Annotated in this window: 12 protein-coding genes; 7 read left to right on the top strand and 5 right to left on the bottom strand. The window is 38.0% G+C overall.

Going from position 1 to position 12,850, the window contains the following annotated elements; genetic code table 11:
- Positions 1-24 precede the first annotated feature (24 nt).
- Positions 25-2,496 (bottom strand): YfhO family protein, encoded by a 2,472-nt coding sequence (locus tag CFT42_RS09910; RefSeq protein WP_088810415.1) that lies wholly within the window; start codon positions 2,494-2,496, stop codon positions 25-27.
- Between the two features lie 156 nt (positions 2,497-2,652).
- On the opposite strand from CFT42_RS09910, the gene CFT42_RS09905 reads away from it, so the two are divergent.
- Together CFT42_RS09905 and CFT42_RS09900 are read left to right on the top strand one after the other, a co-directional pair.
- Positions 2,653-2,985: a nucleotide pyrophosphohydrolase gene (locus CFT42_RS09905; protein WP_088816053.1), complete on the top strand. Its 333-nt coding sequence runs from the start codon at positions 2,653-2,655 to the stop codon at positions 2,983-2,985.
- A gap of 15 nt (positions 2,986-3,000) precedes the next feature.
- On the top strand, positions 3,001-3,564 hold the full coding sequence (locus tag CFT42_RS09900; RefSeq protein WP_088816052.1) for a DUF2975 domain-containing protein: 564 nt from the start codon (positions 3,001-3,003) through the stop codon (positions 3,562-3,564).
- 9 nt (positions 3,565-3,573) lie between these two features.
- Here CFT42_RS09900 and CFT42_RS09895 read toward each other — a convergent pair whose 3' ends face one another.
- Positions 3,574-3,921 carry a nuclear transport factor 2 family protein gene (locus CFT42_RS09895; protein WP_244169959.1) on the bottom strand — a complete coding sequence of 116 codons (348 nt, stop codon included), beginning with the start codon at positions 3,919-3,921 and terminating at the stop codon, positions 3,574-3,576.
- Positions 3,922-4,059: 138 nt separating this feature from the next.
- Between CFT42_RS09895 and CFT42_RS09890 the strand changes: the two genes are divergently transcribed.
- The 5 genes from CFT42_RS09890 (at position 4,060) to CFT42_RS09870 (ending at position 8,201) form a co-directional block, all read left to right on the top strand.
- Positions 4,060-5,070 carry an ABC transporter ATP-binding protein gene (locus tag CFT42_RS09890; protein ID WP_088816050.1) on the top strand — a complete coding sequence of 337 codons (1,011 nt, stop codon included), beginning with the start codon at positions 4,060-4,062 and terminating at the stop codon, positions 5,068-5,070.
- Between the two features lie 377 nt (positions 5,071-5,447).
- Entirely contained in the window at positions 5,448-5,729 is a 282-nt protein-coding gene (locus CFT42_RS09885) for a TIGR04197 family type VII secretion effector (RefSeq protein ID WP_159458163.1), read from the top strand.
- A gap of 15 nt (positions 5,730-5,744) precedes the next feature.
- Positions 5,745-6,098, top strand: coding sequence for a DUF3958 family protein (locus CFT42_RS09880; protein WP_088816048.1), 354 nt, complete (start codon positions 5,745-5,747; stop codon positions 6,096-6,098).
- Between the two features lie 8 nt (positions 6,099-6,106).
- On the top strand, positions 6,107-7,489 hold the full coding sequence (locus CFT42_RS09875) for a T7SS effector LXG polymorphic toxin (protein ID WP_159458162.1): 1,383 nt from the start codon (positions 6,107-6,109) through the stop codon (positions 7,487-7,489).
- Between the two features lie 73 nt (positions 7,490-7,562).
- Positions 7,563-8,201 (top strand): hypothetical protein, encoded by a 639-nt coding sequence (locus tag CFT42_RS09870; protein ID WP_159458161.1) that lies wholly within the window; start codon positions 7,563-7,565, stop codon positions 8,199-8,201.
- A 145-nt stretch (positions 8,202-8,346) separates the two neighbouring features.
- On the opposite strand, the gene CFT42_RS09865 is transcribed toward CFT42_RS09870, so the two are convergent.
- From CFT42_RS09865 to CFT42_RS09855, 3 genes are read right to left on the bottom strand one after another with little or no spacing between them, the layout of a single operon-like run.
- Entirely contained in the window at positions 8,347-9,870 is a 1,524-nt protein-coding gene (locus tag CFT42_RS09865; RefSeq protein WP_088816045.1) for an AMP-binding protein, read from the bottom strand.
- 47 nt (positions 9,871-9,917) lie between these two features.
- Positions 9,918-11,663: an HTH domain-containing protein gene (locus CFT42_RS09860; RefSeq protein WP_088816044.1), complete on the bottom strand. Its 1,746-nt coding sequence runs from the start codon at positions 11,661-11,663 to the stop codon at positions 9,918-9,920.
- A 13-nt stretch (positions 11,664-11,676) separates the two neighbouring features.
- Positions 11,677-12,831, bottom strand: coding sequence for a MalY/PatB family protein (locus CFT42_RS09855; RefSeq protein ID WP_088816043.1), 1,155 nt, complete (start codon positions 12,829-12,831; stop codon positions 11,677-11,679).
- Between the last annotated feature and the right edge of the window lie 19 nt (positions 12,832-12,850).

Raw genomic sequence — 12,850 nt, 5'->3', positions numbered from 1 at the left:
AAATGACTCCCTAAACGTAGGGAGTCATTTTTTTTGGCGTCGTCTAATAATTAGCCCAACAACAATAACAAGAATAGAAAATAAAATGCTGTATGGAACAATTTTCGGACGGTAGCTAAGCGCAATTTGATGTTTTCCTTCCGGGACTGAAATGCTTGTGAAATTGCCCATTACTTGGCTAGTTGTTGTGTTTTTTCCGTCAATTTTAATTTGCCAAGCTTTATCGTACGGAATGGATAAAAAGAGCTCTTTTTTGCCTTTTGGCGCGGTGACAGTGCCACTCAAATGGTCGCCATTTTCTTCCGTTAATTGAAGCGCTCCGGAGTTTACATGATGGGTGAGATTTTGAAAGCGGGCCTCGTCCAGAGTATAAAATGCCATTTTCTCAGTTGAAAATCGTTTTTTCGGTTTAAACATAACCGAGATTTTTTCACCTTTTTTAAAGAAACCAAGATTATAAAGCTGATTAGAGTTAATCGCGATGTTTGTTTGATGCAATTTGCCGTTTACGTAGAGTTCATCAGTTGCGCGAAATTCCGCATTAGGCAGGTACATGAGCACATCGCCGCTTGTACGCGTGACGATTTCTTCTGTTGTTTTCACTAAATAAGGCTCTTTGTTAGGTAAAATACCTTGAAGAACAGACTCCAAATTTGAAAAAACAGCGCCGTCACGTAATTTTATGTTGCCGTCAGCGATGAAAAAGCCAGAACCAACTGCTTCCGCATTTTGAACAGCATGTAAAGCATCGTTTTGATAGGAAATTTGGTAGCGCACATTGAGCAATAAGTTCATTGCAGGATTTGCATCGACATAACTATAGCGCCGTTCATTTTTCGAATAAAGACCTAAATTTTTGAGCGTTTCAAGTGTTTGTTTATTTAATGTTGATGTGTAAGCGGAAGTGCCCGCGTAATGGAACGAAATCGCATCATTATAGCCATTATAAACATCAACATAACCTAATTTAGCGCCTGGAATTTTAGTTTGAACCCTGAAAAGTTCATCGCCTGGATTAAGTTTATTCATAAAGGAAGCTATATTTTTTGAGAAAGTTGAAAAAGTATGTTGCTTACCAAAATCTACATCTTGAAGACCCATTCGATAATTGCTGCCTAATTCAAAGAAAAGGAGAAGTGCGAGAAAAACAAGGAGCCAATTGGCTTTTTTTCGTGCCCATAGTAGTAGCAAAAGAACATAAATGCCAATAAAAACAACTGACGCTAGTAAACTCCACACTTGTTGTGCTTCAAAAAATGGTTCTTGCTTGAAAACGAGATTTTGAAAGCCCAGCCCGATTTCTCCAGCAATAAGAATGCCGATAAATATTCCAGCTGCCCGAAAAAGATAAACCGATTCGAAAGATTTCCTGAAATGAAGAAAACCTTTATAGGCAAATGCGATAATTAGAAAGCTAAATATAAAAGACTGACGGTACGGAAAGCCAGCAGGCGCCTGAAACATATGCCAAATTGTGTTGAAAAGTTCGATGATAAATGTAGCAAAAATCGCGAGAAATAAGTAAGCACCAATTAATTTTTCTCGTTTAGGAATGCTGCGGATTAAAAAATACATGATGAAAAATAAAGTGATCAATATTCCTGAATAAATGGTAGGTAAGTGATCAAGCCGCGAATCAAACCGAATTGTCCCTACTCCGAATTGCGACAAGAAAGAAACAAAGAACTTTGGATAAGGTAAAAGTGTACTAAACGCAAAGTTAGTTTTTTCCGTATTCAGCATCCCTAAAATAGACGGGATTAAAATAAAACTCGTCGCTAAACCAGCAAAAAGCGAACAAAAAACAAATTTTTTCCCTCGTGAAAGCAGTGTGCGAAAGCGCCAGTCCTCCCGTTTTTTATAGCGGATTGCGTACAAATAAAGGCTGTAAATAACCGCAAAAAGGCATACCATGTAACCTAAATAATAATTTGTTACGATGGTAAGAAAAAGTGCTATCACGTACATAGTCCCGCGGTTCAAAAGCCAAATTTTCTCCAGCCCTAAAACAACAAAAGGCAGCAAAACCAGTGCATCCAGCCACATATAATTCACACCATAGGCAATGGTAAAACCGCAAAAACTATACGCTGTAGAGAATAACCATATGGAATAACTGGTCGTTTTGTAGTGTTTAGCTAAATAATAACTCATGGAAAAGCCCATCGCACTAATTTTTAAAATCATCATCCAAGATAGCGCAATCGGCATATTCGCCTCGTTGAACATGAGGCTAATCAGATTGAAAGGGCTTGCCAAATAGTAGCCACTAAGCGATAAAACAGAATCTCCAATACCATTTGAAAAAGAATAAAGACTAAATCCATCTGTAAAAAAATTATGAAATAAGTGCAAAAATTGCATGTACTGTGAACCAATGTCACTCACTAAAAATGCTTGATCTCCAAAGGGCACAATGTGCAGCGAATAAAAAACGATACAACAAATGCCGAATGGAATACAAAAGCTCCCGCTGTAAAAAATTATTTTTTTCATGACACACCTCGTATAAATTTTTAAAATCTGTGAGAAGTTACATTCATCTCATTTTTATAGTTTGCTCAACATATTACATTTTTACCACGTTTTAAAAAATGTAATCTTGTAGTTCTGCATTTTTGTTATAATAAAAATAAAAGGGGCGGATTGAAAATGAGTGATGTGATGAAAGAAATTAATGATTTTCGCGAAGAGCGCGATTGGCGCAAGTTTCATAAGCCTAAGGATTTAGCGCTTTCGGTGTCGATTGAAGCAGCAGAGCTACTCGAAAATTTCCAGTGGAAAACGAGCGAGGAAGCTATTCAAGCAAACATGGGAAATATTCGTGATGAGATTGCAGATGTTTTAATTTATAGCTACATGTTGGCAGCTGATTTAAATTTAAATATTGAGGAACTAATTTTAGCCAAATTGGAGAAGAATAAAGCAAAATATCCTATAGAAAAAAGCAAGGTTTCCCGTCAAAAATATACGGAATTAAACTAAAAAGGAGAAACAGTGATGAAACTAACAAAATGGAGTTACTTTTTGCATGCATTTTTGAAATTGTTAGCGATAATTTACGCGGGTACATTAATCGTAAGCGGAACGATGTTGCTAAAGGGGGGAGAAGTTAGTTTTAACGATTTTCCTGATGAAAATAGCCCTTTTAGCTTTACTATGTCTTCTTCAGTTGCGGCAGAAAAAACAAATGTAGCACTTGAAGCTGGTATCGGCTTTTTTGTTGCCGTTATCGCTTTAATATTCCTAGTTGGTGCATTATGGCTAGCAAGTGAAATTTTTAGAAGCTTTTCAAAAGGGAAAACACCGTTTCGTGAGAGAAACGTCAAGCGTATTAAGAAAATCGCAACATTAACGCTCTGTTACGCCATTATCCCACAAGTTTTATATTCCCTTTTACATACGATTTTTATCCCCGGCTATTATTTTTCCTTGTCAATCGGAATCACATTCCTATTAGCGATTGCATTTTTCATTTTGGCAGAAGTTTTCGTGTACGGAAACAATGTGGAAAAAAGTTTGAAAGACAAATTGCTTCAGGAGAAATCAGACTCGCAAAACTAGGCGTATCTGTTAATTTACAGGCGTTCCTTGATGAAAATATAATTTCCAGTGCCCATTTTGATATTTCCAAATGCTGCTACGCAAGCTTGTTTCATTTGTTGTATGATTTAGTAGCGTATAAGTTGGTAGTTGGCTTTTTTGCCCTAATGAATGCGATTCAAACTCTAAAATTTCATATTGATCAGCCGGCAATGAGGCATTTAAATAATCTTTTTTTTGCGTTTTATTTCCAGATTTACCAAACTCCAAGTAATTTTCGTCTAACAGATTTAAGATTTCAGTCATAGTTGAACGATTTTCGGCGTTTAAATGCGTCATTTCAAGTTCATAAAAGTTGCATTCTTGCATAGGCATCATTATTTTCCTTTCTAAAACCCAGATTTTAAGCCCATTATAGCACTTTCTAAATGAATCTTCCTAGACTTTCCTTGCCACTTTAGGTAAAATAGGAATGTCAGTTTATAAAAAAGTAAATTACCGGATGGTGAAATAAAAATGACAGATAAACCTGTTAAAATCAGACTGAAACATGTCACAAAACAATATGATTTACTTAAAAATAAAACAGAAAAGATTACTGCGGCGCTTTTAAATAAAAAAACCGATAGTTTTTGGGCTCTCCGTGATGTAAGTATCGAAATCCGTGACGGCGAAACAGTGGGACTTATCGGAATTAACGGTTCTGGGAAATCAACCATTTCAAGTATTATTTCGGGCGTTATCGTGCCGACTTCTGGTGAAGTAGAAATTAATGGTGAGGCATCTTTAATTGCGATTCAAGTAGGTCTTAAAGGTCCTCTTACTGGAATTGAAAATATTCGTTTGAAACTCCTTATGCACGGCATGACGAATAAAGAAATTGAAGCGCAAATTCCGTCCATTATTGACTTTGCGGACATTGGAGATTTCATCAACCAACCCATTAAAAACTATTCGAGTGGTATGAAATCGCGTCTTGGCTTTGCCATTTCGGTCCATTTAGACCCGGATATTCTCGTTATTGATGAAGCGTTATCCGTCGGGGACCAAACGTTTTATCAAAAATGTGTTGATAAAATCAATGAATTTAAAGCTCGTGGGAAAACGATTATTTTTGTCAGCCATTCTATTACACAAGTGAAAAACTTATGTGATCGTATTGTGTGGATGCATTATGGTCGTATTCGCGAAGATGGCGATAAGGAAACCGTTTCGGAGTCCTATATCAATTTTGTTAATTGGTATAACAGCATTACCAAAGAGGCAAAGAAAAAATATATCGAGGATCGTCGCGAGGAACAAAAAATTGGCCTAGGTCTTTCCGAGGAACGCAAAAAGCCAAATCAAAAAACAATTTCAAAAACAAACGTATTTATTGCGTGTTTTATTGCCGCACTCACGATTTTCTTCGGCTATTTAGTTGCAAGTGGCACATCATTCATCGGCTTGTTCGCCGACGGTACACCACAAACGCAGATTACTAGCCAAGCAGATGCAAACGAAAAAGTACCAATTCAAAACGCTTGAGCAAATTTCAAATAAACGAAAAGGATATAACCTAGCTACCGAGCAGGTTACATCCTTTTTTTAGAATACGGCTTTTGAAGTCTGTTAATTATTGATTTCATCATTATGATAACACATTTATTAAAAATAAAGTAACATAAATCAAAGCTTTCAGAACAAATAGAGGTAATCTATTAAAAAATAATCAATGTTAAATGTGAGTTTCTTTTTTTGGAGATGAATTTGGATTGTTCTGTACGATGAAAATGGTTGGTTATTAATAGGATTATTTGCAAAATGCTAATATTTTGGACACGATATTTTATTATCTGTATATGGTATAATAATGTTATTATGAGTACATAATATTTATTTGATTTAAAAGAGGAGGAATAAAAGTGTCCGAAATAATAGTAAGCCGTTTGAGCGTTGTGGATGAACACGTTATTAATTTTCGAGATGTTATGGCTTCTTTTGAAAAAAATTGGTTTTTTGATACGGATCAACGGACTACTTTAAAAGGAAATGAAAAGATTAAGATGATTTATAGGCAAGAAATTAATTGTATATCTAGTTTGATGGATATGTTACAAAAAGATATTGCGAATATTCAGCATGTAGCGGAGAAATTTGAAGAGATGGACAAAAAATTGCAACAAAGTTATACAACTTTAAACTGAGAAGGAGTGATATGGGTGAGCGGGACATCCCCAGAAGAACTTACACAACAATTATTTCGCTTGGAAGAAGCGAAATATGAAGTTGAACAAGAGCAACGTCAATTAGAGAAAATAGAAGAACTATTTGATGAACATATTTATCAAAAAGACTCCCTTTTTAATGAAATTCAAGAAACTTGGCGAGTTGGTGAAATAGCATATCAAACAAATGAAAGAGTATTACAGCTGAAAAACAAACAACAATTAATTATGGAAGATATCATTCAAGCTCGAGAAGAGGTACACTCGACTAATCAAAAATTAGAAAAACAAATAGATAAATTAGAGCGGCAGCGAAAAAAAGCATGGGATGGCGGGATGGTACCATGAGTGTTAATATGTTTTTAGAAGATGCAATGGGACAGGGTTCGGAAATAGAAAAAATGTGTATGGAACAAATTGATTTGTTGGGAGAAATAAAAACTTTGATAAATCGATTTGTGATTGAAGAGAGATTAAAAGGAAAAACTTATGAGTCAGCAAAGAATTATTTTAAAGATGGCTATTTGCCACTCATTAATGGCATTATTATGGTAGCAGAAAATTTAAGTAAGGCTGCACAAAAATTACCTAACCAATATGAGGCTGATGTTGACACAAATTCACTACAAGAAGATGTTTTGCGAAGCCAAATTTCGCGGCTCGGAAACTTGATAGATTTTGCTCAACACTTAACGATAATAGCGCCTCAAAATTTTCTTGGGAAAGGCTTTATTGGACTAGAAGAGCACTATCAGAATCAGCAACAAGCACAAAAAGAGAAGCTAGACAAATTACTTGCGTTTAATCCTCGCTCAGCCACTCTTTTTACAGAAATAGAAAGTCTTTTAGCTTTTGTTGAAAGCGGTTTGAAAGAAATGGGAAGTGGGAAAGGATTTGACGCATCGACTGGAATATTTAGTTTGGATTCTTTGAATATGGACTGGGCCAATGATTTAGTGAGCAAATGGTCTGCACGCGAAAATATGGATAAGCTGGATGGTGTCTACAATGATTACCCCTTGTATGGTGGTGATCAATCTAGTCCATTAGCAGATTTTTATAATGGAAAACAAAAGATTATTGATATATTGCACAAGTATTACCCGAATATGACACAAAAAGAAATGACTGATTATCTGAAAAAACTAGAAAATGAAGGTTGTGGCTATGTAGCTCTTGTTAATGGATTTTTAAAGCAATATGAGGGAAGTGAAAAAGAGTTTGAGAAAGAGTTTGGATTTCCTTTATATTCAACTGAGAATGGAGAAAAGAAAATTAATTTTAATTTTCTTTTAGTAGATTTATATGCTTCACAAGATAACCATAACCCTAAAGAATTTTTATGGTGGAAGTGGGGAGATACTTTTGACGAAAATGAAGATGAGTCAGACACTGTTGGAGCTGGAACAAATCAAGAAAGTCGCGAACATAGACTCACACAATATTTAGAGGACCACAATATTAATGTTGATTTTAAAAATAATATTACGCCATCTGTTTCAAATTATGATAAATATAAAAATGACGGGGAACTTATACTTTCAGTTAATCCAATTATTTTTGAAGATAAAGAAGGTAAAAATGCATATACTGCTGAAGGTGGACATGCAATTAGTATTACTGGAAAAACAGATGACGGCCGTTTAGTTGTATCTTCATGGGGGGAGAAATTTTATGTTGATCCTAAAGATTATAATGATGCAAATAACTTCAATATGCAGTTGGTTAAATATGCGTAAGAAAATAGCTTTAATCATGATAAGTTTATTATTTGTAACAGGGTGTACGAATATTGATGGGAGTGAGTCACAAATGAAAGATATTAAAGATATTTCAGCTTCAATCTATCCAACCGCTGATTTTAATTTAAAAGAAGCATCTGAAAAGGGTATAGGAACGGAGAGCGAATATAAGGAAGCACAAAATATTTATCTATTTTTCTTTAGTGAATATTTGAATTCTATCTATGATTTTAAGCAAGTTGATGCTACATTAAATGCTAAAGGTTTTAAACCAGTAAAGAAAAAAAACTATTATCAACAGAATAGTCAGTTGGAATCAGAGTATATCTATATTAGAAATAATGCACATCCAGAGAGGCTAACGCAGAAAGATATTGAGTATTTAATTACTACTGGTAAGAAATCTGGAGATGAGCATGCTAAATCTATTGTAAAGAATACAAATGTTGATGTTATGTCAATTCAACTGAACGATAGTAGTGAAAAGTATAGAACTTCGTATGAAAGAAGCAATTCAAAAGAAGGAATTGTTAGTAACGATGCACTTGTTCTCTATGTTAGCTATGAGGATATAAAAGAAGATGATAATGAGTATGTCAAAAATGGAAATCAGGAAGCTCAAGTAGTAAAAAATGACGTCATTCTATCAGTTGAAAGTGCATTGAAAGATTTGCCAAATGATGTGGAAGTGTTTAACACGTCTTGGTAATGTAAGAGTGTATGGAACATAAAGGTTTTGTTTCATAAAAATAAACAAGCATAAATCCAGTAAAAGCCATTTTTTAAGATGGTGTTATTACAAGATTTATGCTTGTTTTTCTTAATGCTCTAACTTCGCTAAATCAAGTAGCATTTTACTTCGCTTTCAACTCTTCCTCTAGGCGTAAGCGTTGGACTTTCATTGTGGCTGTGCGAGGAATGTCGTCGTAAGCCATGATGATTGGTTCGTTTATGTGCGGGAGGTCGGTTAGTTCGTTAAACCAGGCGTCCCAGTTCATTTCGTGGTTGGCGCATACTGAAATAATCGGCTGCGGACTGCCGTCTTTGCCGCGAATGATGACAACTTCATCGAGAAAATCGAGGGAATCTAGCAGTTTGTCCTCAATTGCGAGGGTGCTTTCGATATTTTCAACGAGGTCGACTTGGCGGTCAAGGAGGTATAGGGCGCCGGTTTCATTTTTTACGCCGTAATCGCCGCTGTCCCACCATAAGCCGTACGTATTTTCAGTGAAGCGCGCGTCTTCTTTAAAATAGGTAAGGGCTCTTCCTTTTGAAAGCATGTGGATATTACCGGGCGTGCCGTTTGGAACGGGCTCACCTTTATCATTTACGATTCGAACTTCAGTTAAACCCTTCATTCCGTAACCCATGTTACGGGCGTCGAGGTTTTGCAGGCTTTTTTTTGTATGGAAACGCAAAATCATTGGCCCGCACTCGCTTTGACCGTAAACTTGCATGAAAACTGGCCGTTTTTCAGAAGATGTGTTTAAGAAAGTGGCCATGGTTTCTTTGTTGATGGCGTCAAAGGTGGAGTGATAGTATTTGATGGACTTGAAAATTTCCGGTTTTTCGCGAGCGAGTGAAACCCACTGCACGAAATTATTCGGGTGTGTTTCGACGATTTTCGGCTGGAATTTGTTGAAAAGTCGTTCGATGCTCGTTTTTGTTGGATTTGCAATTGGAAGTAGCGGGAAGCCTTGTGACATCAAGGATGAAATGCCGATGTTAAAGCGCGAATGAACGGGCGAAATATGAAAAGCGGCTAATTCTTTTTCGCGAATAAGGCTTAAAATATTGCGCTGCCATTTGGTGCGCCAACCCATGGAGTTTGCGCTGTGGGCAATTAATTTCGGGATGCCAGTTGTGCCGGACGTGTGCGTCATGTAGGAAATCATATCTTTTGGGAGTTCTTCTTGCTCAGCGATTTTTTCTACAGCGAAGCTTGCTAGTTCCTCGGCGCAAATGAGTTGGCCTGTGCTCAAATTGGAGATTGCACGGGCTTTGTCAGCCGTTGCTGCATCGAAAAGTAAGAAGGGCAAATCTAAGCGTTCTGCTAAAATTTCCATTGTAGTAGTGGGAAGGTGTGGCGAAATCATTGCGGGGACTGCCCCGAGGTAACTTGCGGCCACGGCGAACAAGTAGGTATCAAATTTTGCGGATTTGTAAATGATGATTTTGTCTGCTTTCTTGACGCCCGCCTTTTTTAACTGTGTGGCTTTCTGCACAATCGCATCTAAACAGCCAGCATACGTCGTTTCTAGACCAAGTTCGGCAAATCCGGCGAGCGTTTCATCAAAGAAAATGGGCACATCAGGGAAGCGCTCAGCGGATTCTTTAAAATTGGTAAATAAATTTAGTGGAACATAGGGATTATTCATACAAGTAACTCCTTTAGTTAAGATGAGTTTATTATACCACCAAATACTTAATCTTTTTGGTTTAAACTTCGCATGAATTCACCGTGTGTTTTCCAACTTAAAATAACACTACTGTCGATTTTGTTTAAAACATCATACAAGTAGCTGAAAATTTTCAATTCGTTACGCACATTCGGGTTGATGCAAGATAAAAGGACGTTTTGTACGGTTTCTCCTTCAATTTGGACAGCATGTTTTAAATGGACGAAGATACCAAGAAACGGTGTGCCGCGATTTGTTGTGCAGTGCGGGACAGCCAAATGGTTAATCACCAAATTGTTTTCTTTTGATTCCCGACTCACAATTTTTTCGCGTTCGCCAGCCGATAAAATCCCTTTTTGCACAAGAAAAGCCGTTAAGTCTTGAATGACCGTTTGCCAACATGCGTTTTTTTCGTTGTGGAACTCGGTTTCGGTCGTCTTCGGGAAATAATCTTCCAAATGCCGCTCAATATCAATTTTTTCGAGCAAGTCGCGAATGGCTCGTAAATCGGTTTCCGTCATGATTTGCCGGATTGTATAACTTTCGGTTGCTAGTTGCGGCGCGGCGCCGTCTTGATTGTTTAAAACCAGTTTAATCGCGCAATTTTGAACCAAACTTTGCAGTTCGGCGAGATTCATCGCCAGTTTAACGTTCACTTCTGGAATCGCGCGCTCAATCGCCTGCTTATTAATGTTTGCAATCGCATATTGACTAGAAAAAAGCACGAGTTCAATCGGCGCGGTCTTAACACGGTCCATCGCGCAAGAAAAATACAGCCCAATCAAATCAATCTCATAAATTTGGACAGAGAAAGTTTGCCTCACAAGACTAATAAAATGAATGCTAAGGTCAAAAGCAAGCGGATAAAGCGCCTTAATATTCGCGATATTATGAAGCTTCCGGTCCGCAAGAATAATCGGATAGGCAACGCTTCGCTTCAGATGACTCGCAAGACTCGTCGCCAGTTCGATATCGTAAAAAGGCGCCCCGTGCTCCTCGCAAGTAAGTTGCAATAAATCTAAAATCTTTTCGGTTGAAAGCGATGCAATCAGTTTATTTTGCTCAGAAAGAAAAGTTTGCACCATACTACCGATATTATGGGCACAAGAAATACCAGATTGTTCTAAAATGCCGTTTATTTTTGTGTCAGGAAGATCGGTTTCATAACGCAGCGCATAAATGGCCAAACAAATACTTGCAATTTGGGCAGAGTGGGCGTGTTCATAATGAAACGCGTGGCGCTCACTGCGTATATTTTCTGTCAATCGCTCAAAAATAGTAGGCGCCAAACCAAGTTTTGTTAAAAAGAAAGCTGGTTTCTGCAAAATCAAATTGGCGAGCAGTGTAATTTTGCGGGACTTAGGCTCATCTAAAAAGTGACCATAATTTTTTTTCGACAGGATCGAAAGCCGTTTCGCGTAGCTTTGTTTCAACGACGCCATTTTATCAGTTAGCATCGGTTTTGATAAAAATAAGGTTTCAGATAAGTCATCGAGCGTGACAAAATCGCGTGTTGCTAGCTCAAACAAAAGGAGTTCCGCATCGCTTGCCGTGCGCTTGAAAAGCTGATTAAAGCTATCTTCGTTTGAAATGATAAGCGCGTAGCCGTTTTCAACCGAAGTAATTTTCGCCACTAAAATGAGTTCGTCATTCAACGCATGAATGTCGCGTAAAATCGTTCTTTTTGATGCCGATAATTGCTTGGCAAGCTCTGGACCAGTTTGATTTTGATGTAATAGTAGTTGGATCAGGTTCATTTGCCGCTCGTTCAAAGTTGTTCACCTCCTAATTTAAAGCTTTTTTCATGCGCGAAAGTCCATCTAGAAGTTTGCTTTCCGGGCAGGCGACATTTAGGCGGAGGAAGCCACTGGCTCCGTAAGTCGCGCCTGACATGACGGCCACTTTTCCTTTTGTGACAAGCGCTTCTTGAATGGCGGCATCCGTCAAATTGAGGGACCTCGCGTCTAGCCAAGCAAGATACGTGGCTTCGGGTTTCAAAAATGCGATGCCTGGTAACTCGGCCGAAAAGAAATCGCGCACGAGGTTCATGTTTTTATCCAAATAAATGAGCAGTTCATCGACGTAGTCGGCCCCCTCATTATACCCCGCGATTAGCGCGTGCATGCCGAGAATGCTGACCGAAGAAAGCGCATCACGCCCCTTTAAAATGCGCAAAAAATTTTCCCGCAAATTTTCATCTGGAACGAGCAAATAGGAGCCAATCAGCCCCGGCGTATTCATCGTTTTACTTGCGGACGAACAAATCGCAACCCGCTCCGTGCCAAGGCTTAGAACCGGCGTATAGGCAGAGCCTGGATACACGATGTCCATATGAATATCGTCCGAAATCAGAAAAACATCGTATGCCTTACAAAGTGCCATAATTTTTAAAAGCTCTTCTTTTGAGAAAACGCGCCCAGTTGGGTTGTGCGGATTTGTTAATAATAACACTTTAGCCGTTTGAAGTCCCTGTTCAAGTGAGTGAAAGTCAATTGTATAACGTCCGTTTTCAAGATGCAATGGATTCAAGACAAGTTCACGATTTTGCTCCTTAATGATGTTGAAAAAAGCATCATAAAGCGGAGAGAAAACGACGATTTTATCATGCGGACGACTGTTCAGTTCAATTAAAACGGAAATGGCGTAACACACAGTCGGACTATAAAGCACCCAATCCTCTTCAAAATTGGCATTAAAACGCGTTTTATACCAACCAGTGATACTCGATTTAAAGGCGTGATGGTTCCATCTCGAATAGCCAAAAATACCGTGCGAAACGCGTTCGCTAACGGCTCGAATAACAGGTTCCGGCGCTTTGAAATCCGTATCTGAAATGGAAAACGGCAATAAGCCTTCCTCCCCAAAGCGGTCCTGAATATAGTCCCACTGCGTACAAAACGTATTTCTCCGGTCAATAACTTGGTCGAAATGATAGGTCATTTTAAAATCCCTTTCTACT

Source organism: Listeria goaensis (assembly GCF_900186125.1).
Lineage (GTDB): Bacteria > Bacillota > Bacilli > Lactobacillales > Listeriaceae > Listeria > Listeria goaensis.
This window is presented reverse-complemented; position numbering and strand designations above follow the sequence as displayed.